26 protein-coding genes and 1 pseudogene are annotated in these 25,492 nt (G+C 71.6%); 11 read left to right on the top strand and 16 right to left on the bottom strand.

Annotation, left to right across the window (positions count from 1 at the left end; translation table 11 throughout):
* Positions 1-14: 14 nt before the first annotated feature.
* The 3 genes from BM419_RS33270 to BM419_RS32500 all read right to left on the bottom strand — a co-directional run bounded on the left by BM419_RS33270 (position 15) and on the right by BM419_RS32500 (position 1,007).
* Positions 15-146, bottom strand: a complete 132-nt coding sequence (locus tag BM419_RS33270; RefSeq protein ID WP_020095914.1) for a hypothetical protein — start codon at positions 144-146, stop codon at positions 15-17.
* Positions 147-682: 536 nt separating this feature from the next.
* Positions 683-820 carry a hypothetical protein gene (locus tag BM419_RS32505; RefSeq protein WP_157861912.1) on the bottom strand — a complete coding sequence of 46 codons (138 nt, stop codon included), beginning with the start codon at positions 818-820 and terminating at the stop codon, positions 683-685.
* 10 nt (positions 821-830) lie between these two features.
* The gene (locus BM419_RS32500; RefSeq protein ID WP_158684253.1) at positions 831-1,007 is read right to left on the bottom strand and encodes a hypothetical protein; all 177 of its coding nucleotides are present in this window, start codon (positions 1,005-1,007) and stop codon (positions 831-833) included.
* Positions 1,008-1,340: 333 nt separating this feature from the next.
* Here BM419_RS32500 and BM419_RS21065 point away from each other — a divergent pair, with 333 nt between their 5' ends.
* The 3 genes from BM419_RS21065 (at position 1,341) to BM419_RS21055 (ending at position 4,337) form a co-directional block, all read left to right on the top strand.
* Complete coding sequence (locus tag BM419_RS21065) at positions 1,341-1,595, top strand: hypothetical protein (RefSeq protein WP_026605357.1); 255 nt, start codon at positions 1,341-1,343, stop codon at positions 1,593-1,595.
* Positions 1,596-1,782: 187 nt separating this feature from the next.
* A complete protein-coding gene (locus BM419_RS21060) occupies positions 1,783-2,205 on the top strand; it encodes a hypothetical protein (RefSeq protein ID WP_244540819.1) in 423 nt (140 codons plus the stop codon).
* A 167-nt stretch (positions 2,206-2,372) separates the two neighbouring features.
* Complete coding sequence (locus tag BM419_RS21055) at positions 2,373-4,337, top strand: alpha/beta hydrolase domain-containing protein (RefSeq protein ID WP_056524117.1); 1,965 nt, start codon at positions 2,373-2,375, stop codon at positions 4,335-4,337.
* A gap of 57 nt (positions 4,338-4,394) precedes the next feature.
* Here BM419_RS21055 and BM419_RS21050 read toward each other — a convergent pair whose 3' ends face one another.
* From BM419_RS21050 to BM419_RS21040, 3 genes are all read right to left on the bottom strand, one after another.
* Positions 4,395-5,576, bottom strand: a complete 1,182-nt coding sequence (locus BM419_RS21050) for a serine hydrolase domain-containing protein (RefSeq protein WP_056524120.1) — start codon at positions 5,574-5,576, stop codon at positions 4,395-4,397.
* Between the two features lie 221 nt (positions 5,577-5,797).
* The gene (locus BM419_RS21045; protein WP_056524301.1) at positions 5,798-7,369 is read right to left on the bottom strand and encodes an ABC transporter substrate-binding protein; all 1,572 of its coding nucleotides are present in this window, start codon (positions 7,367-7,369) and stop codon (positions 5,798-5,800) included.
* A 217-nt stretch (positions 7,370-7,586) separates the two neighbouring features.
* Complete coding sequence (locus BM419_RS21040; RefSeq protein WP_139257097.1) at positions 7,587-7,913, bottom strand: hypothetical protein; 327 nt, start codon at positions 7,911-7,913, stop codon at positions 7,587-7,589.
* Between the two features lie 853 nt (positions 7,914-8,766).
* On the opposite strand from BM419_RS21040, the gene BM419_RS21035 reads away from it, so the two are divergent.
* The 3 genes from BM419_RS21035 (at position 8,767) to BM419_RS21025 (ending at position 12,777) form a co-directional block, all read left to right on the top strand.
* Positions 8,767-9,666, top strand: coding sequence for a LysR family transcriptional regulator (locus BM419_RS21035; protein WP_020095923.1), 900 nt, complete (start codon positions 8,767-8,769; stop codon positions 9,664-9,666).
* Between the two features lie 227 nt (positions 9,667-9,893).
* A complete protein-coding gene (aspA, locus tag BM419_RS21030) occupies positions 9,894-11,345 on the top strand; it encodes an aspartate ammonia-lyase (protein WP_020095924.1) in 1,452 nt (483 codons plus the stop codon).
* A gap of 82 nt (positions 11,346-11,427) precedes the next feature.
* Positions 11,428-12,777, top strand: a complete 1,350-nt coding sequence (locus tag BM419_RS21025) for a dicarboxylate/amino acid:cation symporter (protein WP_056524126.1) — start codon at positions 11,428-11,430, stop codon at positions 12,775-12,777.
* A gap of 151 nt (positions 12,778-12,928) precedes the next feature.
* On the opposite strand, the gene BM419_RS21020 is transcribed toward BM419_RS21025, so the two are convergent.
* Together BM419_RS21020 and BM419_RS32935 are read right to left on the bottom strand one after the other, a co-directional pair.
* A complete protein-coding gene (locus BM419_RS21020; protein ID WP_056524129.1) occupies positions 12,929-13,774 on the bottom strand; it encodes an aspartate dehydrogenase in 846 nt (281 codons plus the stop codon).
* Between the two features lie 279 nt (positions 13,775-14,053).
* Positions 14,054-14,293, bottom strand: a pseudogene (locus BM419_RS32935) (ribbon-helix-helix domain-containing protein); the annotation flags it as partial.
* A 253-nt stretch (positions 14,294-14,546) separates the two neighbouring features.
* Here BM419_RS32935 and BM419_RS21010 point away from each other — a divergent pair.
* From BM419_RS21010 to BM419_RS21000, 3 genes are all read left to right on the top strand, one after another.
* Entirely contained in the window at positions 14,547-14,852 is a 306-nt protein-coding gene (locus BM419_RS21010) for a hypothetical protein (protein WP_348273197.1), read from the top strand.
* A 68-nt stretch (positions 14,853-14,920) separates the two neighbouring features.
* Positions 14,921-15,457, top strand: coding sequence for a gluconate 2-dehydrogenase subunit 3 family protein (locus BM419_RS21005; protein WP_244527024.1), 537 nt, complete (start codon positions 14,921-14,923; stop codon positions 15,455-15,457).
* A 108-nt stretch (positions 15,458-15,565) separates the two neighbouring features.
* Positions 15,566-17,134 carry a GMC family oxidoreductase gene (locus tag BM419_RS21000; RefSeq protein ID WP_091927600.1) on the top strand — a complete coding sequence of 523 codons (1,569 nt, stop codon included), beginning with the start codon at positions 15,566-15,568 and terminating at the stop codon, positions 17,132-17,134.
* A gap of 114 nt (positions 17,135-17,248) precedes the next feature.
* On the opposite strand, the gene BM419_RS20995 is transcribed toward BM419_RS21000, so the two are convergent.
* Together BM419_RS20995 and BM419_RS20990 are read right to left on the bottom strand one after the other, a co-directional pair.
* Positions 17,249-17,521: an usg protein gene (locus BM419_RS20995; RefSeq protein WP_020095930.1), complete on the bottom strand. Its 273-nt coding sequence runs from the start codon at positions 17,519-17,521 to the stop codon at positions 17,249-17,251.
* A gap of 357 nt (positions 17,522-17,878) precedes the next feature.
* Positions 17,879-18,775 (bottom strand): LysR family transcriptional regulator, encoded by an 897-nt coding sequence (locus BM419_RS20990; protein ID WP_091682163.1) that lies wholly within the window; start codon positions 18,773-18,775, stop codon positions 17,879-17,881.
* Positions 18,776-18,889: 114 nt separating this feature from the next.
* On the opposite strand from BM419_RS20990, the gene BM419_RS20985 reads away from it, so the two are divergent.
* Positions 18,890-19,675: an SDR family NAD(P)-dependent oxidoreductase gene (locus tag BM419_RS20985; RefSeq protein ID WP_020095932.1), complete on the top strand. Its 786-nt coding sequence runs from the start codon at positions 18,890-18,892 to the stop codon at positions 19,673-19,675.
* 118 nt (positions 19,676-19,793) lie between these two features.
* Here BM419_RS20985 and BM419_RS20980 read toward each other — a convergent pair whose 3' ends face one another.
* From BM419_RS20980 to BM419_RS20970, 3 genes are all read right to left on the bottom strand, one after another.
* Positions 19,794-21,455: an ABC transporter permease gene (locus tag BM419_RS20980; RefSeq protein WP_091682162.1), complete on the bottom strand. Its 1,662-nt coding sequence runs from the start codon at positions 21,453-21,455 to the stop codon at positions 19,794-19,796.
* A gap of 16 nt (positions 21,456-21,471) precedes the next feature.
* Positions 21,472-22,497: an extracellular solute-binding protein gene (locus BM419_RS20975; RefSeq protein ID WP_091927599.1), complete on the bottom strand. Its 1,026-nt coding sequence runs from the start codon at positions 22,495-22,497 to the stop codon at positions 21,472-21,474.
* A gap of 81 nt (positions 22,498-22,578) precedes the next feature.
* Positions 22,579-23,625 carry an ABC transporter ATP-binding protein gene (locus BM419_RS20970; RefSeq protein WP_091927598.1) on the bottom strand — a complete coding sequence of 349 codons (1,047 nt, stop codon included), beginning with the start codon at positions 23,623-23,625 and terminating at the stop codon, positions 22,579-22,581.
* Between the two features lie 582 nt (positions 23,626-24,207).
* Here BM419_RS20970 and BM419_RS20965 point away from each other — a divergent pair.
* Positions 24,208-24,630, top strand: coding sequence for a hypothetical protein (locus tag BM419_RS20965; protein WP_139257096.1), 423 nt, complete (start codon positions 24,208-24,210; stop codon positions 24,628-24,630).
* Between the two features lie 56 nt (positions 24,631-24,686).
* Here the strand turns inward: BM419_RS20965 and BM419_RS20960 are convergent, their stop codons facing one another.
* Genes BM419_RS20960 through BM419_RS20950 form a run of 3 tightly spaced genes read right to left on the bottom strand, consistent with a single transcriptional unit; the run spans position 24,687 to position 25,336 of the window.
* Positions 24,687-24,905 carry a hypothetical protein gene (locus tag BM419_RS20960; RefSeq protein ID WP_020095937.1) on the bottom strand — a complete coding sequence of 73 codons (219 nt, stop codon included), beginning with the start codon at positions 24,903-24,905 and terminating at the stop codon, positions 24,687-24,689.
* Complete coding sequence (locus tag BM419_RS20955; protein WP_020095938.1) at positions 24,889-25,098, bottom strand: hypothetical protein; 210 nt, start codon at positions 25,096-25,098, stop codon at positions 24,889-24,891. Before BM419_RS20955 ends, BM419_RS20960 begins: the two co-directional genes overlap by 17 nt.
* Positions 25,099-25,111: 13 nt before the next feature.
* Positions 25,112-25,336 (bottom strand): hypothetical protein, encoded by a 225-nt coding sequence (locus BM419_RS20950; protein WP_091927596.1) that lies wholly within the window; start codon positions 25,334-25,336, stop codon positions 25,112-25,114.
* Between the last annotated feature and the right edge of the window lie 156 nt (positions 25,337-25,492).

Raw genomic sequence — 25,492 nt, 5'->3', positions numbered from 1 at the left:
TCACTCTCGGCGGATCAGACGAAGTGCGTCGGCAGCGCCGCGGTCAGGGCGAGCTGGAGGACGGCGAGCGCCAAGCCAGTCAGCATCGACCAAGCCACGATGTGGTCGGTGACGGTCATGCCCTTGGTCATCATCTTGGTGGCCATCGGTGGTTGCCTCATCCGTGCAGCCGTGGATCGGCTGTCCCAGGACGGTCATATGGCCAAGCTGGATTGCGCCGTTATTGCTTCGATTATTGCGTTGGATTGCACCAAATCAGTTGAGACGCCGTTCTCGGTGAGCGATCCACAGCGCCACGCGCGATCGCCGGCACGCCTCCGGGATGCGCCGCGACGCCATGGCCGCGCGGCGACCGACCGCCGCCGGCCACATCGTCGGCTACATGCCGGGGTGAGGCCGTCCTCGCCCACGCCGGCCCGGAGCGCCGTCAGTTTGCCGCCGTCCCGCTCGGCGGTGACGAAGACCTTCGCGTCGGGAGGGATCGCCGACGGATCGACTAGCTCATAGGCGACGATCGGTGTCTCAGGCGACACCGCCACGGTCTCCGACGCGCCGCCCCCGTAAGCCTCCGCGGCGGGGACCCGACAACCCGGGAAGACGGGCGCGGCGCTCGGCGACGCCTGGGGTCCAGCCCGCCCGTCCGCGGGCGCGACGACGGTGCTACCGGGAGGACGCTGCCGATTCAGGCGTCCGCGTCGGCGCGTCCGTCCCACGCGTCGAGGCGCGACGGCGCCATCGGTGCCGCGGCGGCGATCCCGAGCCGGGTCGCGGCAGCCACAGCGGCGATGATTAGGCCGATGAAGAGCAATGGTTCGAGCATGGCCGTGCCCTCAGCTATGGGCCCGCGCGGCGAGATGGCGGCGCGCCGAACGGTGGCGGGCACGCGCATTGTGCTGCCGCCGCATCTGTTCCTGGAGGATCTCGTCTTCGTGCTGAGGGAAAACTGTGATCGCGGTCGATTGCGGGACACGCAGACCGTCCTCACGCTGCGGATAGATTGGTTTCATGACCGCTCCCCCGTATTACCTACGTAGAAGCTTAACCGTTCTTTAACCGATTGCAACCCGGTGGCAGGGTCGGGTTCCGACGGCGCCGGCGCGCTGGAGATCCTTCTCCCTCGGGTAGTCCGCCCTGATCGCCGCGGCGACGCGCCTTCCCTCACCAGCTCCGGGCACCGGCCGCACTTCCGGCCCAACGGCTCCGGTCCCGGCAGACCCCCCGATCTCAGAGGCCGGGCGGCTGCTGATCCGGGCCGGGGAACTACCTCAGGCACGGTTGCCGCCTATGTCATCTGACCGGGAGCCGCCGTCGGACTGACTTTGATCGTGGAGGACGCAACGATGCCGCCCAAGCTGACCAAGACCATCATCGGAGCCGTTATCGCCGTCGCGCTCGCCGCTGCAGTCTCCTACGGAGTCATCAGCCAGCAGACGGCCGACAAGATCCAGACTCAGGCGAACCAGACCCTGCAGAACGATCAGGCTCCGGCCAGCACCGGTCAGCAGCCGCCGCCTCCGCCTCAGAACTCGATCCCGCAGGCACCCGCACAGCCGGGGGCGTCGCCGCAGAATCCCGCGCCGGCACCGCGTCAGTGAGCGAATCCGGGCGCGTCGATGGTGGGTCCGCGACGTCGAGCACGCCCCGGGATCGGCCCGGGTCACTGGCATCGGGGTCGACGGCACATCCTCCCCTGTCGGCGATGACCTGAAGCCGCGGCAACGAGATCGCGGCCCTGTTCGAGCAGAATACTTCGGAGATACGGCGGTCATCGCGGAGGTGCCCTTGGCAAAACCGTTTGCCACGCTGCTCGCAGCAGCCGTCTCTGTTCTGTCAGATCTGCCGGCGCGATCTCAGGTCGCGCCCGTCAACAACTGGGCTGAGTTCCGCGAGGCGATGGCGGCGTGCTGGACGGTGCCGCCCGGCACGGAGGGATCCCTGATTGCCTACCGGTTCGGCCTCGACAAGACGGGTGCCATCCGGGGCAAGCCGCTCATCACCGCGCGGCGACTGGTCGGCGACCAGGACGCGCACCGTCGCTACGAGGAGGCGGCATCCGCTGTGCTGGCACGCTGCTTCCCGCTCAAGGTAACACGGGCGTTCGGCGCGATCCTCGGCGAGAGCCCGATCTATCTGCGGTTGGTCAACACGAAGCCGACGGCCGCCTACCAGATCAACAGCAACGTGACGATCTTCGCGCCTCGCTAGGCTGCCCCTCGCGGATGCTCGCCTTGCCCGCCCGGGGGCCTCCCGAGACCGGCTGACAGGCGGTCCGGGAACGCAATGCCTTCGCGGGCAGCGCGCTCGACGGCCCGTTCCATCTGTGTTTGCTGACACGGCCGGCCAGGAGAACGAGCCGCGCGGGAGGGGGGACCATGCGGACCGGTTGGATTCTTGCCGGCGCGCTCGGCTGCGCGCTCGGCGTCACGCCGGCACAGGCGCGGATCACTCAGATCGAGGTCGTCACCGTCGAGCCGTTCGCCGACGGCGCTGAATTCGGACCTGCCGGCGCGTACGAGCGGGTCATCGGTGCCGCCCGCGGCGAGCTCGATCCGGCAGATCCGGCCAATGCCGGCATCGTCGACATCGCGCTGGCGCCGCGCAACGCGCGCGGCATGGTCGAATACAGGACCGACCTGTTCATCCTGCGCCCGAAGGACCCCGCCCGCGGCAGCGGTACGCTGCTGTTCGAGGTGCTGAATCGCGGCCGCAAGTTCCTCTTCAACTGGGTGCTGGACGCGCCGGCCCAAGGGGCCCAGGCCGTCAACGATCCGCGCAACGCCGTCGACGCCGGAACCGGCCTCGTCCTGCGTCGCGGCGACACGATCGTCTGGTCGGGCTGGGAGGCGGACGCGCTGCGCCAGCAGGGCGGCATGGCCATCGACGTGCCGGTCGCCTCCAGGAACGGCAAGCCGATCGTGGAGATCGTGCGCGACGAACTCGTGAGCGCGACGCGCGGGCCGCCAGAGGCGCCCTTCTATCTCACCTTCAAGGCGGCCAGCCAGGACAAGGCCGGCACGCAGCTGACCGTGCGCCGCCGGGAGGCCGACCCGCCTCGGCCGGTTCCGGAGGAGGCGTGGCACTACGCGACGCCGCGGCAACTCGAGCTCCTGCCCAAGGGAACGAAGCCGCTGCCGGGCTCGATCTACCAGTTCACCTACCGCGCCACCGAGCCGAAGGTGCTCGGCATCGGCTTCGCCGCGACGCGCGACGTGGTCGCCTACCTGCGCGGCGATGCCGCCGGTGGCGCCAACCCGGCGGGCGGAGCGATCCGGCACGCGGTCGCGCTCGGCATCTCCCAGAGCGGGCGGTACCTGCGCGACTTCATCGCCCAGGGCTTCAATCGCGACGAGGCCGGGCGCCGGGTCTTCGACGGCGTGCTGTCGCACATCGCGGGGATCGGCGGCGTCTTCCTGAACGCGCGCTTCGGCCAACCGTCCCGCACCAACACGCAGCACGAGGACCATCTCTATCCGGAGAATGCCTTCCCGTTCTCCGCGGCGGCTCAGCACGACCCGGTGACGGGACGGACCGGCGCGCTGCTGCGCGACGACGGCTTCGACCCGTTGCTGATCGAGGTGAACACCGGCACCGAGTACTGGCAGAAGGGTGCCTCGCTGCTGGCGACGGATCCCCTGGGCCGCACCGACCTGGCCTTGCCCGACACGACACGCGTCTACTTGGTCTCGAGCGGCTTCCACTACGGGCGCGCCGGACTGACCTCGAGCAGAGGCCCCTGCGCCAACATGCGCAGCACCCTCAATCCGGCGCCTGCCCTCCGGGCGCTTCTCGTCGCACTCGAGGACTGGGTGACGCTCGGCACGCCCCCGCCCGACAGCCGGATCCCGCGCCTGTCGGACGGCACGCTGGTGGAGCCGGCCGAAGCCGGCTATCCCTTCATCGTCGGTGTGCCGGTCCCGACCGCCCCGAACACGATCGCCCGCTTCAGCACCTACGTCGATCCCAAGCCCGAGAGCGGGCCGCAGTACCGGCCGCTCGTGCCCCGCGTCGACGCGGATGGCAACGACGTGGCAGGCATTCGCCTGCCGGCCGTCGCCGCACCGCGCGCGACCTTCACGGGCTGGAATCTCTACGCCGATCCCTTCCCGGCGGGGGCCCTCTGCGACCGGGAGGGGAGCCAGCTTCCGTTCGCCCGGACCCGGGCGGAGCGGGAGGCCAACGGGGATCCGCGGCCCTCGCTGGAGGAGCGCTACCCGGATCCGAATGCCTACCTGGCTGCCGTGACCAAGTCCGTGGACGCGCTGGTTCGGGATCGCCTGCTCCTGCGCGAGGACGGCGACCGCCTTGTCCAGGCGGCGCGGCAGGAGTCCGCGCCATGACCGCTCCGGATTCGGTCGTGCCGCCGGCGTAGACATGCGTCGGGCGGACCTTGTCCCTCAGGGAGACGTCTCGGACAGTCGACGGTCTTCCAGGGCGGCGTAGACCATGGTGCGGGTCAGCGTGCGGTAGTGCTGGCGCTGGTCGGCCGAGGAGGTCTGCATCATCAGGAGCGCGAAGAACCCCTCTACAGGGTCAACCCAGAAGTATGTGCCTCCGACGCCGCTCCAGAACCAGTCGCCGACATTGCCGGGGAACGGCGCCTCGCCCGCCGCGAGGCGGACCGCCACGCCCAGCCCGAAGCCGTAGCCCGGCCCCGGCGGATAGTAGGCGGCCTTCGCGATCGCCGCCCCGAGATGATCCGAGGTCATGAGCCGCACGCTGGCCGGCGCCAGGACGCGCGCGCCGTCGAGACTGCCGCCGGCGAGAAGCATGCGCAGGAAGCGGGCGCAGTCCGCCGTGCTCGATACGAGGCCGCCATTGCCCCTCTGGCCGCGCCGCGGCTGCGCCGGATCGTGAAAGACAGGGCGCTGCCCCGGTGCTTGCGGCAGCGGCTGCGCGACGCGTGATCCCATCGCGGCCGATGTCTGGAACAGCGTGTCGGCCATGCCGAGCGGCTCGAGCACGGTCGCGTCGAGGACCCGCTGCAGATCCGCGCCGCCCGAGATCTCCAGGACGCGGCCGAGCACGTCGGTGGCGTGCGAGTAGTGCCACACCGTGCCGGGCTCGTGCTCCAGCGGCAGGCGGGCGATCCGGTCGGCGAACGCCGCGTTGTCGAGATCCTCGGCGAGCAGGCCGTCGGCCGCGTAGGCGCGCCGCGCCGGCCCGTCGCCGAGATAGCCGTAGGCGATCCCGGCGGTGTGGCGCAGGAGATCCTGAACGGTCGGCCCGGCCCTGGCGGGCCTGAGGCCGCCGTCCGGATCGAGCACCGACAGGTGCTCGAAGGCGGGAATGAACGCCGCCACGGGCTGATCGAGGCGCAGGGCGCCGCGCTCGGCGAGCACCATGGTAGCGGCGGAGACGACGACCTTGGTCATGGAGTAGATGCGCCAGAGCGCGTCGGGCCCGAGGGGCGCGCGCGCGACGCGGTCGCGGTAGCCGACGGTGCGTCGCCAGATCGCCCCGTCCGCGCCGCCGACGAGCATGTCGGCCCCGGCGATCGCGCCGCTGTCGACATCGGCCGTCAGGCGGTCGCCGAGGCGGTCGAGGTGGCGGGAGGAGAAGGCTGGCGCAGTCCGCATGGCACCGATGTAGCGCGCGCCACCACGCCCGCATCGCCGCGGCCGCGAAAGGCCGGACGGCGACGCGCATCGGCTCCGGTGTCCTCGGGGCGCCGCGCGCCGGGGCGACGGTTTGGCCCGGCGAAGGATGGCGCGCCACGTACGGACCGGGCGCGGCTCTAAGCCTCTGTTTCGACGCGCTCTCTTGCGCCGAACCGGTATCCACTTCGGTGGAGAGCGCTCTAGGCCGGCCTGACGTCGTAGAATTGCGGGAAGCCGTTACGCACGCCCGTCAGGCCCCGATAGGCCGTCGCCTCGTAATAGGCGCCGAGCGGCAGGTACGGCACGTCGATGAAGAACTGTCGCTGGATCTCGGCGCAGATCGCCTTCTGCGCCGCAGAATCGGGCGCGGTGAACCACGCGGCGCGCAGCTCCTCGAGACGGGGCGCGCGGGGCCATCCGAACCAGGCCTGATCGCCGTTGCCGCGGATGCCGAGCTGGCCGGCGGGATCGAAGTTGTTGGTGCCGTTCAGGTAGGTGACGAAGGTGCTCCAGCCGCCCTTGTCCGGGGGCTGGCGGCTCGCCCGGCGCTGCACCAGGGTCCCCCAGTCCATCGCGACGAGGTCCACGGCGAGCCCGCATTTCTGGAAGGCTTCGGCCGCGACGAGGGCCAGGGGATGGGTGGCCGGGTAATCGGTCGGGTCGAGCATGACCACGCGCTCGCCCCGGTAGCCGGCCTCCGCCAGGGCGCGCCTGACCGCGGCGTAGTCGCGGGGGCCGACCAGCCCGTCGGTGCCCGCGCGCGTCGCCATCGGCGCCTCGGGGCTGAAGACGCCGACATGGTCCTTCCACAGGGCGCGCTCGTCGCCCGCGACCGCGCTCATGAACTCGGTCTGGTCGATGGCGCCGAGCAGCGCCCGGCGGATCGCGGGATTGTCGAAGGGCGGATGCAGGTGGTTGAAGCGCAGGCAGCCGATGCCGCCGGCCGGATCGAGCACCTCCAGCCGGATCCCCGATCTGCTCCTGAGCAGCGCCTGCAGATCCGGCGTCGGGTTCTGCCACCAGTCGACCTCGCCGGCCGCCAGCGCGCTCGCGGCGGTGGAGGCGTCGGGCACGATCCGCCACTCGATCCGCTCGAAATGGGCCCGCTTCGGTCCGGCGGTGAAGCTCGCCGCGCCGTCCGGGCGGGGCACGTAGCCGTCGAAGCGCTCGTAGACGGTGAGCGCCCCCGGGACGCGCTCGTCCGCCTTGAAGCGGAACGGGCCCGAGCCGACCATCTCGGTGACCTGCGTGTTCGGGTCGGTCTTCGCCAGGCGCTCCGGCATGATGCAGGGCATCGAGGTACCGGTCTTGCCCAGAGCCGCGGGCAGCAGCGGGAACGGCCGCTTGAGGCGGAACTGCACGACGCGGTCGGAGGTCGCCGCGAGTTCGTCGGTGGCGTCGATCAGCGCCCGGCCGAAGGCGTCGCGGGCGGCGAAGCGGCGCACGCTCGCCACCGCGTCGCGCGCCAGCACCGGCGCGCCGTCGTGGAAGCGCAGGCCCTCGCGCAGGGTCAGGCGCCAGAGGCGGCCATCCGCCTCGACGGCGTGGCCCTCGACCATCTGCGGCTGGAACTCGTAGCCCGCGGTCTGGCCGTAGAGGGTGTCGAAGACGAGGTAGCCGTGGTTGCGCGTCACGGTCGCCGTCGTCCAGATCGGGTCGATCACCGCGACGTCGCTTTCCGGGATGAAGCGCAGGACCTTGGCGGGCTGCGCGACGGCGGGCCGCGCGACCGCGGCGGCGGCCAGGGCGGCGAGGACCTCGCGGCGCCTCATCGGCGAGCGCTCGTGCTGGATGCCATCGGAGACCGTGCGCCCGTCACCCTCGTCGCGTCGCATGGTGCCCTCGGAGAGGCAGCGAGGCAAACGCGGGGCCGCGCCCCGGCGCGCGCGGCCGCTGCCCGGGGCACAGAGGCGGGGCAACTCGCGCCGCGAGCCCCCTGCACGACCCCGCATCCGCCGGGCCGGAGCCTCCGTCCCGGCGCCTCGGGCCCTAGCGCTCGCGGTCGGCCCCGGAATCGGCCTGTTCGGGCGCGGTCATCTCCGGCGTCAGCAGACCGAGTTCGATCAGAAAGGCCGAAGTCGGTTCCAAGTAGACGCCGATCTGGATCGCATCCGGGTCCGAATGCGGCGTCACATAGGTGCGCCTCTCGTACAGCTCGGACTCGCCGCTCGCCAACAGGTCCAGCAACGCGCACCGGCGCATCCAAGAGATGATCCCGCGCGCGTAGGCGTCTTCGACCAGCTTGAATCCGCCGATCACGGCCTGTTCGAAATCGGGATCCGTTCGGATCACGACTCTGCGGGGTGTTTCCTGCATGTGTGTCCTGCGACGCTCTCGGATCGCGGCCAGCCGGCTCATGCTGATCTTGCGGCCGGCCGCCGAGGCTGACCCAGACTCGGACCAGTCCTGTCCAGGCGCAGAGCCCGCGCGGGCGTTTCCGTCGCCATCATTTGTGGTGCTCGGGGCTCGACCGAAGGACGTAGCACCCTGTCGCGGGCCGCCGCGCCCGCGGCTGAGGCCCCGCGGTCACATCGCTGCGCCGTGTCGTTCGATGTGCCGCACGCCTGCACGATCGCCGCGGGCCGCCGGAGGGGCCGTTCGGTCGGGCGCTCCCCGAGCCGGCCGCGGTCCTAGCCGGCGGCCACGGCGATCCCGTCGCTCCGGCAACGCCGCCGACGCGGGTGCTCCGGAACACGCCGGGCCTGAAAGCTTGAGCCTACATCGGGATCACACCGCGACGACAGTCGCGAGCCCGATGGAGACGACGATGACCTGGACGAACCGCATCACCGTAGCCGCGACCCTCATCGGCGGCGCGATCGCGCTGGTGACTTACGCGCAGGCCCTGAGTCTGCCGACGCACTTCGCCTGAGCCCGCCTGCCGGGGGAGCGCCCCGCGCCGCTCCTCCGACGCCGTCGTGACGGCCATCGTCGCGTTGAGACTTATCGCGCAGCCCACGATCGTGCCGCCTCGCTTCTCCGAGGGGCGCCTGGCGGACCGCTGAGCCGCTCCGGGCCGCGCCGTCGGCGCGCGGTTCTCGGCAGGATCGGCCACGATCGCCCAGGATCGGGCGCCGGATCGCGTCGGCGCGGACGCGCCCGCCCCGCTTGCCGGGCCCGCCCTTTCGGCGTTTCAAGGCCGTGACCCCTGGACGTGGCCCGGCCGGCGATGGAACTGAAGTGGATCGAGGACTTCCTCAGCCTCGCCGAGACCCGTAGCTTCTCACGCTCGGCCGAGGCGCGGCACGTCACGCAATCGGCGTTCAGCCGCCGCATCCGCTCCCTGGAGGTCTGGCTCGGCACGGCCTTGCTCGACCGCAGCACCTACCCGATCACCCTCACGGCGGACGGGCGCCACTTCCTCGAGACCGCCGAGGAGGTGGTGCGCCTCCTCACCCTCAGCCGCGCCGATTTCCGCAACCGCAGCGAGCGGTCGAGCCTGCCCGTCGTCGCCATCACGGCCCTGCATTCGCTCTGCCTCTCCTTCCTGCCGCGCTGGCTCGGCACGCTCCGGGGCGAGCTCGGCGCGATGAGCAGCCGCGTGCTGCCGGAGAACTTCAACATCTGCCTCCAGGCCCTGGTCGAGGGCGGCTACGACCTCATGCTGACCTATCACCATCCTGGCATCCCGATCCCGCTCGGGCCCGATCGCTTTCCCTGCCTCGTCGTCGGCCAGGACAGCCTCGTGGCCGTGGCGGCGCCGGCGGATCTCCCCCGCGACCGGGAAGGCCGCCTGCCGCTCCTGCAATATTCCCGCGGCTCCTTCCTGGGCCGGCTCGCCGCCATCGCCCAGGCCCGGGAGGGCGCGCCCGCGACCTATCCGGTCCACACGAACGAGAACTCGATGGCCGAGGCCCTGCGGTCGATGGCGCTCGCGGGACACGGGGTCGCGTGGCTGCCGAGGAGCCTCGTGGCCGGCGAGATCGCGGCGGGCGCGCTCGCCATCGTCAGCCCCGAGATGTCGATGGAGATCCGGCTGTACCGCAGCGCGGAGCGGGCCCGGCCGTTCCTGGAGGCCGTCTGGTCGGCCGCCGCCGCGGATTCGAAGAACTATTCCGGTTCGGAATAGTTCTGGTCGCAACTAGCATTGGCGGCCCGCCGGCACCGGGACTATCAGACGCCGGCCGGTCAGGCGCGGCCGCCCGTGAGGGCGGGGCGACTGGCGGCGACCCTTCATCGCGCACCGTCGAGAGCGTCGACGCCCCCTCACGCGGGCCGGTCGCTCACGCGCAATCGTCCGCCCAACCGTCCTGCCCTACGGCGCGCCGGATCGCTTCCGCGCGCGAGGAGAGAGCCGTGTCCGAGATCGCTTCCGCCGCCCCGACCCGCACCGAGCACGACCTCCTGGGCGACCGCGAGGTTCCGCAGGCGGCCTACTGGGGCATCCATACCCTGCGCGCGGTCGAGAACTTCCCGATCACCGGCACCACGCTGGCCACCTGCCCGGACCTGATCCGGGCGCTCGCGGCGATCAAGCAGGCGGCGGCGCTCGCCAACCGGGAACTCGGCCTGCTCGACGCGGCGCGCTGCGACGCGATCGTGGCGGCCTGCGAGGAGATCCGGGCCGGCGGCCTGCACGATCAGTTCGTGGTCGATCTCATCCAGGGCGGGGCCGGGACCTCGACCAACATGAACGCCAACGAGGTCGTGGCCAACCGCGCGCTCGAACTGCTCGGCCACGCCCGCGGCGCCTACGGGCAGCTGCACCCGAACGAGCACGTCAACATGGGCCAGAGCACCAACGACGTGTACCCGACGGCCCTCAAGATCGCCGGCATCGGCGCGATCCGTCGGCTCGTCGCCGCGATGGCGTCGCTGCGCGGCAGCTTCGAGGCCAAGGCCGCCGAGTTCTCGGACGTGCTCAAGATGGGCCGCACCCAGCTGCAGGACGCGGTGCCCATGACGCTCGGCCAGGAATTCGGCACCTACGCGCGCATGCTCGGCGAGGACGAGGCCCGGCTGGGCGAGGCCGAGCTGCTGATCCGCGAGATCAACATGGGCGCCACCGCGATCGGGACCGGCATCACCGCGCATCCCCTCTACGCGGCCGCGGTCCGCGCGCGGCTGTCCGAGATCACCGGCATCCCGCTCGTCACGGCCGAGGATCTGGTCGAGGCAACCCAGGATTGCGGCGCCTTCGTGCAGGTGTCCGGCGTCCTCAAGCGGGTGGCCGTGAAGCTGTCCAAGACCTGCAACGACCTGCGCCTGCTCTCCAGCGGTCCGCGCGCGGGCTTCGGCGAGATCAACCTGCCGGCCCGGCAGGCCGGCTCCTCGATCATGCCCGGCAAGGTCAATCCGGTGATCCCCGAGGTGGTGAACCAAGTGGCGTTCGAGGTGATCGGCAACGACGTGACGATCAGCTTCGCGGCCGAGGCCGGCCAGCTGCAGCTCAACGCCTTCGAGCCCGTGATCGCCTACAGCCTGTTCCGCAGCTTCGCGCATCTCGAAGCCGCCTGCCGCACGCTCGATCTCCACTGCGTGCGGGGCATTACCGCCAACCGCGAACGGCTGCGCGCCAGCGTCGAGCACTCGATCGGGATCGTGACCGCGCTCAACCCCTATATCGGCTACCGCAACGCGACGGCCGTCGCCATGGAGGCGCACGCGACCGGTCGCGGCGTCTACGACCTCGTGCTCGAGAAGGGGCTGATGGCCCGCGCGCAGCTCGACGCGGTCCTCCGGCCCGAGCGGCTGACCCGCCCGCAAGCCCCCGATCCGGTCATCGCCCGGGCCGTCGCCGGGGCCTGATCCAGAATCCGGGATCCGCGCCCGCGACGCCAGCGGTCGGATCCTGCACGCCGAACAACACGATCCCATGGGAGGACAACGGATGACGCACGCCGATACGGACCCGGATTCCACGACATCGCGCTCGGGCCGGCTCACGCTCTATACTGGGCTCGGGCTGGCACTCGGCATCCTCGTCGGCGCCGTCCTGCACGGACTGGCGGCCGGACCCGACGAGGCCAAGGCGTTCGCGGCGCACTTCACCCTCGCGACCGACATCTTCCTGCGTCTGATCAAGATGATCATCGCGCCGCTCGTGTTCGCCACCATCGTGGCCGGCATCGCGAGCTTCGGCGACGCCCGCTCGGTCGGCCGGGTCGCCGCGCTGGCCATGGGCTGGTTCGTCACCGCCTCGGTCGTCTCGCTCACCCTCGGGCTCCTGACCGCGAACCTGTTCCAGCCGGGCGCGGGCCTGGGCCTGCCGCTGCCCGACGCGGGGGCGCAGACCGGCCTGAAGGCCGCCTCGCTGAACCTGCGCGACTTCCTGGTCCACGTCTTCCCGACCAGCATCGTCTCGGCCATGGCCGGCAACGAGGTGCTGCAGATCCTGGTCTTCTCGATCTTCTTCGGCTTCGGTCTCAGCACGATCGACCGGCGCTACAGCGAGCCGATGGTGCAGCTTCTCGACGGCCTCGCCCGCGTGATGTTCAGGGTCACCGACACGGTGATGCGGCTCGCGCCGATCGCCGTCTTCGCGGCCATCGCGGCGGTCGTCACCGTCCAAGGGCTCGGCGTCCTTCTCGATTACGGCAAGTTCATCGCCAGCTTCTACGCGGGCCTGTCCCTGCTCTGGCTGCTGCTGATCGGTGCCGGCTGGGCCGTGCTGGGCCGGCGCGTGGTGGAGCTGCTGCGCCTGCTGCGCGCCCCGATGATCCTCGCCTTCTCGACGGCGAGCAGCGAGGCCGCCTTCCCGCGCACCGTCGAGGTGCTGGAGCGCTTCGGGGTGCGCCCGCGCGTGACGGGGTTCGTGCTGCCGCTCGGGTACTCGTTCAACCTCGACGGCTCGATGATGTACCAGGCCATGGCCGCCCTGTTCATCGCCCAGGCGTTCGGGATTCACATGGGCTTCGGCGAGCAGCTGACGATGCTGCTCGTCATGATGGTGACGAGCAAGGGCATCGCCGGCGTGCCGCGGGCCTCGTTGGTCGTGGTGGCCGCCACCGTGCCGATGTTCGGTCTCCCGGCCGCCGGCATCCTGCTGATCATGGGCATCGACCAGATCCTCGACATGGGGCGCACCGTCACGAACGTCCTCGGTAACGGGCTCGCCACCGCGGCGGTCGCCAAGTGGCGGGGTGAGATCGCGGGCGGCGTCCGGGAGGTGAGCGCGGAGCCCGCGGGGCCGCGCCTCGACCTCGCCGCGCGGCCCGCGGCCGGCGCCGCCCGCGCTTGACGGGGCCGCCGTGGCCCGCTCGATGGCGGACGGGATCGCGCCGCTCGCCGCTGTCACGGACCGCTCCGGGCTCTGAGAGGCGACCGCGCCCGGGCACCGCTCCGGGCGGGGGGGCGCGGCGGCAGGGGCCGTGCCGGCCGGGTCCGGTCTGTCAGGTTCCGACCCGGAGCGGGGCTGTGAGCTTGCGCAGGTAGGCGACGACCGACAGGGCCGTGATGCGGCCCGTGCGGGGGTTCTCGTCGGTCGGGACGTTCTCGATCGTCATCGCGAAGCGCGCGGCGTCGGCCTCCACCTCGATGCGGTGCGTGTTGCGCTCCAGGCCGGGGTCGGCCCAGATCTCGAGCTCGGTCCGGTCGGGACCGATGCCGGCCAGCGAGAGCGCGACCGCGACGTTGAGATTCGCCGGGAAGCCGCGGGCCGCCTCGCGGGGGCTGCCGGCAAAGATGCGCATCGGCTCGGTGATGCCGCCGATCTCGATGCCGTTCTCCGCGAGGTAGGGCGCGCCGACGAGGCCGCGCACGGGCTTGCGGGTGATCATCCGCACCGTGCGGATGGTGCCCTCCGCGGCGGCCGTCACGGCGTCGAGGCCGAGCAGCGCGCCGGTCGGGACGACGATCTGACCGCCGTGGGCGCGGGCCGTCGCCACGAGGTCCTCGTGATCGAGGAGCGCGCCGCAGCTCAGCACGATCGCGGTCTTCCCCGCCGCCACGAAGGGCCGCACGATCGCCGGGAGATGCTGGGACGGCGCGCATTCCAGCACGATGTCGGCCCGCGGCTCCAGGGCGTCGAACGCGGTGACGACCTCCGGCGGCTCCGCGAGCGCCGCGAGGGCGGCCCGGGCTCTGGCGGCATCGCGAACCGCGACGGCGGTCAGCCTCAGCCCCGATATGGCGCCCGCATCGAGCGCGCGCGCCACGGCCAGCCCGACGGTGCCGAGGCCGGCGATCGCGATGCGACCGCCGCGGATGGGCGACCTCGGGGCTTCCTGCAGCGGCATGTCGGGTATCCGTTCATCGGGGCCGGAGCGGCCGACCGCGCCAGCCCTCTGCATCGGCCATGCCGGGGGGGACGCGCCTCAGCCCTCGCCGCGGGCATCGCGCGGCCGGACCGCGTCGCCGCGCAGGGCGCGCGCGGTCCGCGCGACGTGTCCGACGCCGACGTCACGGTCGTCGATCCGGTCCAGGGCGCCATCGACGTCCCCCGCGACCCTGCCGCGCTGTTCCACGGCGCGCCGCTGCGCCGAGGCGAGGCGGTCCGCCTTCATCTCGAGGTGCCTCAGGCACGCGCACCGCAGGAGCGAGGCGAAATTGCGTGCCTCACCGTGGAGAGCGAGCACTTCGTCGTAGAGAAGCGTCACGAGGCGGGGAAGGGTCATGCCCTGAGCGGCGGCGATGTCCTCGAGCACGTTCCAGAACATCACCTCGATCCTGATCGAGGTCGAGTGTCCGCCGAGCCGGATGGAGCGGGTCTCGCCCTCGTAGTCGGCGGACGGCATCCCCGAGTACAGATTGCACATGTCCACCCCTGCGATCCGCGCCGCTCACCCGCGGCGACCGCCCGCGCTTCCCCGGGATGAGGAACAATAATGCAGCGCGCGCCCGTTTCCACCGCCTTCCGGGCTCTGGCATAACGCGCTCCGCGGATCGTCGCGGGCCCGCTCCGCAGTAGCATGATACTACCACCGCACGCTGGAGCGGCTCTAAGTTTCCGCTCGGCGGGACCCCTCGGGGCCTTCGGCCTCGGGCCTCGACAGGGGGATCATGCGCGACATGTCCGACATGCCCGAGCGGATCCCCGCGATGATCCGGGTCCGGGACGCGGCGCGCTCCGCGCGTTTCTACCGGACCACCTTCCGCCTCGACACCGCCGACCGGCCCGGCTTCGAAACCTTCACCCCGATCGATCTCGCGCATGCCGCGTCCGGTCTCGCGTCGGCGCTGACGGTCAACACGGGCCACGACGGCGCCTGCGGCCTGGGCGTGGGGGCCGCCCGGGGCACGGCGCGCTCCTGCTTCATCGACGACCCGGACGAGCACAAGATCGAGGTGCTCGCCCGCGGTTGGCGCTTCGCCTGATGACCCGCGACGGCCCGCCATCGGCCGCCGCGGCACCGGCACGACCGACACGGACAGGGGAGGACGGGATGAGGATGCAGGAGACGGGCGCACACCTGTCCCGCCGCGGCTTCCTGGGCGCCGCGGGCTCGACGCTGCTCGCGGTCGCGGTCATGCCGGACGGCAGCGTGACCGGGCGGGCCTGGGCGCAGATGCCGAAGGCGACGAAGCCCGAGACCTTCGCCTCGCTCGTGCAGATGTCGCGCGACTGCTACCCGCACGACCGCGTCGCCGACAGGTACTACGCCGCCGCGGTGCAGATCCTCGACGACGCGGCGCGGACCGCTCCAGGAGAACTGACGCTCCTCGAGGACGGGATGGCCGCGCTCAACCGGGCGGCCGTCGAGAGGCACCGCCTGCCCTACGCCAAGGTTCCGCAGGATACGGACCGGGCAGCCCTCCTCGAGACCATCGAGCCGACCCCGTTCTTCCAGAAGGTGCGGGCCAACCTCATCGTCGGTCTCTACAACCAGAAGGAGCTGTGGCCGATCTTCGGCTACGAGGGCGCCTCCTTCGACAAGGGCGGCTACCTGGAGCGCGGCTTCGACGACATCGACTGGCTCTGACGGCGGCCCGGCGCCCGCGCCGGCGGCCGCGCGCGACACGCATTCACCGCTCGGTTCGACCATCCCGCGCGAAGACGGGACGGGGCCCATCCGCGGCAGGAGGAAACCATGTCAGCTCCCTACGACCTCAGCGACGGCTCCGTCTTCGTCATCGTCGGCTCGGGCGCCGGCGGCGGGACCCTCGGGACCCAGCTCGCGCTCAAGGGCATCGACACCGTCATCCTCGAGGCGGGCGACCGGCACGAGACCTTCGACTTCGTCAACGACGAGTGGGATTCGTTCGCCCAGCTCGCCTGGAAGGACAAGCGGCACGCCACCGGGCCGTGGCCGATCGCCAAGACGTTCCCCAACCTGCCGGCCTGGATCGTGAAGGCCGTCGGCGGCTCGACCGTGCACTGGGCGGGCGCGTCGCTGCGCTTCCAGGAGCACGAGTTCAGGACGCGCACGCATTACGGCGCCGTGAAGGGGGCCAACCTCCTCGACTGGCCCGTCGACCTCCCGGAGATGGACCCCTGGTACGCCATGGCCGAGAACCGGATGGGCGTCACGCGCACCAACGGCATCCCGGGCCTGCCGGGCAACAACAACTTCAAGGTGCTCGAGGCCGGCGCCCGCAAGATCGGCTACACGGAGGTGCATACCGGCCGGATGGCCATCAACTCCGAGCCGCGCGACGACCGCGCCGCGTGCATGCAGCTCGGCTTCTGCTTCCAGGGGTGCAAGTCGGGCGCGAAGTGGTCGACGCTCATCGCGGAGATCCCGAAGGGCGAGGCCACGGGCCGGCTCGAGGTCCGTTCGGGCTGCCAGGTGCTGCGGATCGAGCACGATCCCGGCGGCAAGGTCACCGGCGTGGTCTACGCCGACAAGGACGGCGTCGAGCACCGGCAGAGAGCGCGGGCCGTCGCCGTGGCCGGCAACTCCATCGAGAGCCCGAGACTCCTCCTCAATTCGCACTCGGCGAAGTTCCCTGACGGTCTGGCCAACGCGTCGGGGCAGGTCGGGCGCAACTACATGCGCCACACGACCGGTTCGGTCTACGCCATCTTCGAGAAGCCGGTCCACATGTACCGCGGCACCACGATGGCCGGCATCGTGCGCGACGAGGCCCGGCACGATCCGAGCCGCGGCTTCGTCGGCGGCTACGAGCTCGAGACGCTCTCCCTGGGCCTGCCCTTCATGGCGGCGTTCCTCGACCCGCAGACGTGGGGCCGCGACTTCACCGGCGCCCTCGACAAGTACCGGAACATGGCGGGCCTCTGGATCGTGGGCGAGGACATGCCCTGTTCCGACAACCGCATCACCCTGTCGGACGACACGGATGCCTACGGGATGCCGGTCGCGTCGGTCCATTTCGCCGACCATCCCAACGACGAGGCGATGCGCGAGCACGCCTACAGGCAGGGCAGCGCCCTCTACGAGGCCGTCGGCGCGGTCCGCACCATCCGCACCCCGCCCTATCCGTCGACGCACAACCTCGGCACGAACCGCATGAGCGCGAAGCCCCGGGACGGCGTCGTCAACCGCTTCGGCCAAGCCCACGATGTCGAGAACCTGTTCGTCTCGGACGGCTCCCAGTTCACGACCGGCGCCGCGGAGAATCCGACCCTCACCATCGTCGCGCTGGCCCTGCGGCAGGCGGACCACATCGCCAAGCGGATGAGTCGCGGCGAGATCTGAGCGCGGACCCGGCACCCGCATCCGGCCGGCGCAGGCGATCTCCGCGATCTCCGCGACCATCGCGATCGCGCTTCCCGCGCGGGTCCGCGGAAAGCTCGGCTCCCGCCCCCGGCGTCAGTGGAGGTGAAACTCGCTGCCGACGGCCCGCAATTCCGCGGGCCTGATCAGGCGGCTGTGGGCCACCTTCACCGAATGCAGCGGCCCATCGAGGGCGCCCTGCCAGAAGGCCAGGAAGCGCTTCAGCTCCGGGAAGACGGGGAAGAGATCGTGCTGCTGCCAGATGAAGGTCTGGAGCAGGTGGGGATGGTCGGGCAGGTGATACAGGATCTCGGCTGTCGTCAGGCTGTAGCCTTCCAGCTGACGACGGAAGGCGGTCGAAACGCTCATGGCGGCCCCTCCTGCGCGCATCGTGACAGTGACCCACGACGAAGCAAGAAAGTTGCCGGCTGAGCTGTTAACAAACGCCGAATCGCCCGCGATCTCAGTCGGTTAGCACTCAGAGCGGCCGATGGCTGCCAGAGCGGTTCGGGGTCGCGCGCAGGCGCGCGCTGCACCGAGGTCGGGCCGCGCAGGACGGGCTCGGCGACACTCGGTTCCAGCGCCCGGACCGCGAGCCGGCCTCTCCGTCGCCGGATCTGATCCTGTTCAGGACCCAAGCGTCTCAAATATTGCGCGTCTTCTAGCAATGAAACTCAATATTACTGCAGTCGAGGCATCGCTCGTGAAGCGTCTGCCGCGCCGATGTCATTCCTCCACCGTCGCGTGGGCGGCGAGGAAATCGACGAAGCTTCGGATGCGCAGCGCCAAGCGCGCGTGGCCGACATAGAGGACGTGGACGTCCTCGGCATCGCCGGGGTTGAACGCCTCCAGCACCGGCACGAGCCGACCGGCCGCGAGATCGGCCGCCACATGGAACCGGGCGAGGCGGGCGATCCCGGCGCCGCCGAGCGCCATCAGGCGCACCACCTCGCCGGAATTGCCGTAGAAATTCCCCTGGATCGGCCGCTGGTTGAGATCGGCTCCGACGCGGAACGGCCAGGTATCGAGGGAGCGGCGGAAGCTGAAGTTGAGGCACTTGTGCGCCGCGAGGTCGTCGGGATGCTCCGGGACACCTTCCCGCGCGAGATAGGCGGGGGCGGCGACCACGATCATCCGGCTGCGCCCGAGGCGTCGGGCCCGCAGGCGGGTGTCGCGGAGTGGGCCGATCCGGATCGCGACGTCCGCCTGCGTGGCGGGCAGGTCGATCACCTCGTCGGTCAGGGCGAGATCCAGGCTCATCCGCGGGTGCTGCGCGAGAAAGCGCGGCAGGACCGGCAGGACGACGTGGGTCCCGTACGGGACCGAGGCGTTCACCCGGAGCCGCCCGCTCGGCTCGGCGGCGGTCTGGGTGAGGCCCCGCTCCATCGCGTCGAGTTCCGCCATCAGCTCGGCGGCCCGCTCGCGATAGGCCTCGCCTTCCGGGGTCAGGGTCAGGGATCGGGTCGTGCGCCGGAGCAGCGCGACCCCGAGGCGCGCCTCAAGGCGGGCGACGGCCCGGCTCACGGCGGAGGGGGTTTGCCGCAGGGCCTTGGCGGCCGCCGCGAAGCTGCCGCACCGCGTCGCCTGGAGGAACGCCTCCATGTCCCCGAGCCGGTTGTCCATCGCGCCGCCACTCGTGCACCGAAGTCACGATCATCGTGCCGCGATGCCTGCTACTCAGCAATCTGGCGGCCGTCCATCTCCTCGGGACCGACACGGCAACGAGGACGAACCGTCATGGATCTTCAGCTCACGGGACGAAGCGCCCTGGTCACCGGCTCGACCGCCGGGATCGGTCTCGCCGTGGCCAAACGGCTGGCCGCGGAGGGCGCGGAGGTCATCATCGCGGGGCGCCAGCAGGCCAAGCTCGACGCGGCCGCGGCCGCGGTCGCCGCCGCGGGCCGCGCGCGCGCGATCCTGGCCGATCCCGCCACGGCCGAGGGCGCTGCCGCGCTCGTGCGCGCGGCCCCCGCGGTCGACATCCTCGTCAACAATCTCGGGATCTACGAGGCCAAGGCCTTCCCGGACATCGCCGACGACGACTGGCACCGCCTGTTCGCGGTCAACGTCGTGTCGGGGGCCCGGCTTGCGCAGGCCTATCTCCCGGGGATGCAGGCGCGCGGCTGGGGGCGCGTCCTGTTCGTCTCGAGCGAGTCCGGGATCGTGCCGCCGCCCGACATGATCCACTACGCCGTGACCAAATCGGCCCAGCTGACGATCGCCCGCGGACTCGCCCAGCTCACCAAGGGCAGCGGCGTCACCGTGAACACGGTGCTGCCCGGGCCCACGCGCTCCGACGGGATCGGCGATTTCCTGAAGAGTGTCGCCTCCGATCCCGACCTGTCGCCCGAGGCGATGGAGGCGGAGTTCTTCCGGCTCCATCGGCCGCTGTCGCTGATCCAGCGCCTGATCGAGCCGGATGAGGTCGCCGCCATGATCGCCTACCTGGCGAGTCCCCTCGCCGCCGCGACCAACGGCGCCGCGCTCCGGGTCGAGGGCGGGATCGTGCCGACCGTCGCCTGACCGCCGAGGCCCGCGACGCGGAGACGGGCGCGCGGCACGGGCCGGATACCGGCGCGCGGAGCGGGCGGCGCGAAGGGCGGGCGATCGATCCCCGACCTCTCCCCGGCCTCTCCCCGACCTATCCCCGGCCGGTCCGCGGCTCTTCCCCGGCCAACCGTCCCGGCCCGATCGCGTTCCGGTCGAGCCTGAGCAGGAGCGTCACCGGGAGGAGACCGATCATCACGATGAGCACGGCGGCGACGGCGCCGTCCTCGTACGTGCCGCGCGCCGCCTCGCCGTAGAGATGCGTGCTCAACGTCTCGACGTTGAGGGGACGCAGGAGCAGCGTCACCGGCAGCTCCTTGGCGATGTCGACGAAGGCGAGGAGGCCGCCGCTCAGCACCGCGGGCCAGGCCAGCGGCAGCTGCACGGTGACCAGCGTGGCGAGCCGACCCCGCCCGAGCACCCGCGCGGCGTCGGGGATGGTGCGCGGGATCCGCGCGAAGCCGGCCTCGCTGGCGCCCACCGTGACGGTCAGGAAGCGCAGGGCGTAGGCGATGACGAGGGCGGCGCCGGTCCCGAGCCCCACCCGTGCGGTCGTCAGGCCGGCCTCGAACAACCCGGCCTCGACCAGCGCCAGAGGACCCAGGAGCCCGACCGCCAGCACGGTCCCGGGCATGGCGTAGCCGATCCCGGCCGCGCCGATGAGCAGGCGCCCGGCCCGGGCGCTCAGCAGGGAGGGAACGGCCGCCACCGCCAGGCCCGCCAGCACCGTCACCGCCGTGGCGAGGCCCGCGTAGTAGACCGTGTTGAGGGCCTGGGCGGCGAGCGCGTCGGGCAAGCCGCTCGCGTCGATCCGGCGCCACGCCTCGAGGCCGAGAGAGCCCGCCGGCACCAAGAATCCGATCGCGACGGGGGCCGTGCCCAGGGCCAGGGCCGCCCCGGCCCGCCAGCCGTCCAGCCGGCGGCGCGCGCCGGCCGTGTGGCGGCGGGCGCCCCCGGCATAGCCGCGGCCGGCCCGCGCGAGCCGTTCGAGGCCGACGACCGCGACCACCGCGGCCAGCATCACCAGCGCGATCTGCGCGGCGCCGGGCAGGTCCGAGCGGTTCACCCAGGTGGCGTAGACCTGCACCGTCAGCGTGCGCACCCCCAGGAACTCGGCCGCGCCGACATCGTTCAGCGCCTCCATCAGGGCGAGGCCGGTGCCGAGGGCGATCGCCGGCCGCGCGAGCGGGAGGGCGATCCGCAGGAAGCTGCGCCACGGTCCGGCCCCGAGCGTGCGCGCGGCTTCCAGCAGCGAGCCGGCCTGCATCAGGAACAGCGCGCGGGTCGGCAGATAGACGTAAGGGTAGAGCACGAAGCCGAGCAGCAGGCTGCAGCCCGGCAGCGAGCGCAGGTCCGGCAGGGCGAGATCGCGCGGGCTCGACAGGCCGAGCAGGCCCCGCAGCCCGACCTGGAACGGCCCGAGCGGGTGCAGCAGGTCGAGATAGGCGTAGGCGACCACGTAGGTCGGCATCGCCAGCGGCAGCAGCAGGGCGGCCTCGAGGAGGCGCCGACCGGGGAAGTCGAACGCCGCGACCAGCCACGCCGTCGCGGTCCCGAGCCCGATCACCAGGAGGCCGACGCCCGCGAGCAGCAGGGCGGTGTCGCGGATCGCCTGCGGCAGCACGTAGGCGGCGAGGTGCGGCCACAGCTCGCCGCCGCCCTCGGACGCCGTGAAGCCCAGGGAGATCACGGGCGCGAGCAGCAGCGCCGCCAGGGCGACCGCCCCCGCCCAGCCCAGAGAGCGGGTCACCGACATCCGGCCCGGCTCGAACTCAGTTGTCGAAGCCGACCTTGTCGACGAGCAGGCTCGCCGCCTTGCGGTTGCGGGCGATCTCGACGAGCGGCGTCGGATCGACGCTCAGCGGACCGAGTTCCGCGAGCAGCGGCTCGATCGGGGCGCCGGCCTTCACCGGATACTCGTAGTCGACCTTGGCGTAGAGCGCCTGCGCGGCGTCGGAGACGAGGTACTCGAGGAGCTTGACCGCCTGGTCGCGGTTCGGCGCGTTCTTGGCGACGACCGCCCCCGACACGTTCACGTGCGTGCCCCCGCCCTCGAAGGTCGGCAGCACGACCTTGATGGCCGCGCCCCATTTCTGCTGGTCCGCCCCGCCGCGACCCGAGCGCATCAGTCCGACATAGTAGGAATTGCCGAGGCCCACCTCGCAGAGGTCGGCCGCGATGTCGCGGGCCACGTCCCGGTCGCCGCCCGTCGCCTTGCGGGCGAGGTTGTCCTTCACGCCCCGCAGCCACGCCTCCGTCTTCTCCGCGCCGTGGCGGAAGAGGAAGGCGGCGATCAGGGCGGTGTTGTAGGGATGCTGGCCCGAGCGCAGGCACACCTTGCCCTTCCAGCGCGGGTCGGCGAGCGATTCGTAGGTCGCGGCCGCGAGATCGTTCAGGCCCGTGTCGGCGTAGAGCACGCGCGCGCGCATCGAGAGGGCGAACCAGCGCCCGTCGGCGCCGCGCAGGGGCGCCGGCACGGCCGCTTCGAGCACGGGCGAGCGCACCGGCTGGGTCAGGTCGCGGTCGACGAGTTCGATCAGGTTGCCGATATCGACCGTCATGAGGACGTCGGCGGACGAGCGCGCGCCCTCCGCGGCGACCCGCTCGGCCAGCCCCTTCTCCACGAAGACCGTGTTCACGGTGACGCCGCTCTGCGCCGTGTAGGCGTCGAGCAGCGGCCGGATCAGGCCCGGCTCGCGGGTGGTGTAGAGGTTGACCTCGGCCGCGTAGGCCGGTCCGCCGAAGCAGAGAGACAGGCACAGGCTCGCCCAGGCTCCGGTTCTGCAGACGTCCAACATGATAAACCCCGTTCGTCGAGCGACGAGCCGGTGCTATACAGTAAGAATGCGACCTGCAAGGCGGATTTATTTAGATGTATTCTAATTACAATCTGACAACACTTGGACTCCGTCCGGCAGCGGGAAGACGTGGGCGCGCCCGGGCAGCAGCTCGATGCCGACCTGCTCGCCCGGGACGGCCTCCGGCGGGAGGTCGAGGCGCAGCGGCGCGCCGAGGCCCGCGACCGCGATGTCCAGGCGCAGGCGCGGCCCCGCGAAGGCCCGGCCCAGGATCCTGGCCGGCACCCCGGCACCCGCCGGCCCGAGGCGGATCGCCTCCGGGCGCAGGCAGACCTTGACCGCGCCCTCCGGCACGGCGTCGGGCCGGGGCAGCGTGCCGAGGGGTGTCGCGACGTGGCCGTCGACGGCGCGGCCCGGAATCTCGATGATCTCGCCGAGCGCCCGGGCGGCGAACGGCGTCGCCGGCGCGGCGTACAGCGCCTCGGCGCTGCCGCTCTGGACGATCCGACCCCGGTGCATCAGGACGATGCGGTCCGCGCAGGCGACCGCCTCGGCCGCGTCGTGCGTGACGAGGATCGCGCCGATGCCGTCCCGCCGCAGGACCGCCAGGGTGTCGGCGCGGACACGCTCGCGGGTGCCGGCATCGAGGTTCGAGAACGGCTCGTCGAGGAGCAGCACCCGCGGACGCGGGGCCAGCGCCCTGGCGAGCGCCACCCGCTGCGCCTCTCCGCCCGACAGCGTGCCCGGATAGCTGTCGGCGCGGTGTGCCAGCCCGACCTGATCGAGGCGCTCGCGGGCGATGTCCCGCGCGTCCGCGCCGCGGAGATGGGCGAGGCCGAAGCGGACATTGGCCAGCACGGTGAGGTGGGGAAACAGCGCGTAGTCCTGGAACATCAGGCCCACGCCGCGGCTCGCGGGCGGCGCGTTGCGGCCGCGCCCGGCGACGCGGCGATCGCCGAAGGCGATCTCGCCCGCGTCCGGCGCGTCCAGGCCGGCGATGAGCCGCAGCAGCGTGCTCTTCCCGCAGCCGGAGGCGCCGAGCACCGCCAGGATCTCGCCCGGACCGAGCGTCAGCGACACGTTGTCCAGCGCCAGCGTCCGGCCGTAGCGTCGGCTCACGCCCGACACCGTGAGTTGCCCCGCGGCGGGACCTGAACCGGCGCCGGGCGACGCGTCGGTCGGAGAAGTCTTGCGTCGAAACACGGGCAGGAGATCCGGCGGGCGACGGGCCCTCGATCGAGAACGGGTGGAGTCACCGTTCTCATCCGGCCCTCCGGCACGGCGCGGCCCGCCGGGCGGTGCGGCTCCAGGGTGTCGTTGGTTGGGCCGCCCCGGTACCTGACGCCCGGCTGTCTCGGCTCCGGTCTCCGGCGCCGCGGGTCCGGCGGGCGTAAGAAGGCTTGCCGGTGGGTCGTGCCCGGAAGTCCTGCCCGCAAGACTTGCCGCGGGGGCGTGTCCTCCCGGCTGCGCGGCCACACCGTATCGGTCGGCTCAGCACGCGACACGGCGGACGGTGCACGGCGCAATCGGTCATCGGCGCGCCGGGAGCCGCTCTTGCTGAGGGGGGCCGACAGGTCAGGCGCGCGGAACTTCCGCGCTGTCGCGACATGTCCGCGCTCTGCATTCATCAAATCAATCGAATTTGAAAGGTCATGGCAGCACTATTGAATTGGTTCGCTGCCATACTCCTCGCGTGCGGTGGGGGACATCATGCGCGCGTGGCTGGTGGCAGGTGTGGCGTTCTCTACACTTGTGGGTAGCATCGACACCGTCGAGGCGCGCGGGCGCGGGCGTCTGTTCTTCGGGCGGTCGTCGACGGCGCAGCGACCCGCGTTGCCTCCGTCTGTCGCCGCGACCGACACGGCCCCGAGCGGCCGTGCCGGCTACCGTCCCACCATCGCGATCGCGCCGGCCCCCATCGCTGCGGCCGTTCCTGCGGCGGCCGCGGCAGCGGTGGCGAACACGCCGGCCGAAGCGCGCGAGCCGGAGCTTCGGCCACAGCCCACCCTCCTCCGCCCGCCGCCCGAAACGCCGCGTGTCCAAGCGGTGCGCGCCGTCGCCCCGAGTTGCGAGACCGGGAGGCGCGTCGGCGGCGTCGACAGGGCGGAAGCCGGCTTCTGCCTGATCAACTAGGTGTTTGATCCCGCCGGTCGATCCCTCAGCGGACAGGCTCCCGGTCTGGCCGGGGATTACTGCGCGCGTCCCGGCCCGTCTCTCAAGCCGAGCCGCAGAGCCCGCGCGAACAGGTCGCTGAGCGTGATCCAGTCAGCACCGTCGATCCGCCAGCGCGCGCAGTCGTCATCCGGCTCGACCGTGTACCCGCGGCACCGAAGCACGGCGACCGCGTCGAGCACCGGGTCATCCCCTTCGCCCAGGTGGGCATCCTCTCGGTCATGGGCGTGGGTCAAGGCTGACGCTCATCACATCCGCGAGTTGAAAGAGGAGGTCGCCCACGACACCGATCGGCAGCAGGACGCAGAACTCACTGTCGTCGGGCGACCGCAATCGGATCGCCAGTGTGCCGCCGCCGTCGATGACCTCGACCGAGCGCACCGCCGCAGCGCCCAGCACGTAGGGGACCGCGCTGTCCGAGACCGTCATCCTCGGAGGCCGATCACGCGATTTCCATCTCGAGCGCGACGTCGGCCAGATAGGCCGCGATGCGCGCGCTCGCCCGGGTGTCCGACGCTTCGATGATGAGGCCGGCGCCGCCGGGCAGGACGTCATAGCGCCGGAGAACGGATTCGGCCTTGATCGCCGCCTCGCGCTCCGAGGTCGCGCGCAGGACGCGCCGATCGCCCTCGATGCGGATCAGGATGCGGAAGGGAGCGCGCTTCATGCTGGGACCGCCTCGGCCATCTGACCCGCGCCGTCGCGGCTCGATGGGTCAGTTACGGCGAGGCTGGCAAAACCGTTCCGCGACGGAGCGGGGGGAGAGTGAGGGGGACGTCGACCGCTTCGTGGAAGCCCGAGTGACGTTCAGGACGCCCGAGAT

Source organism: Methylobacterium sp. yr668 (assembly GCF_900116245.1).
In the GTDB taxonomy this organism is placed as follows: Bacteria; Pseudomonadota; Alphaproteobacteria; order Rhizobiales; family Beijerinckiaceae; genus Methylobacterium.
The sequence above is the reverse complement of the archived record's forward strand: the minus strand, read 5'-3'. Positions and strand labels throughout refer to the sequence as shown.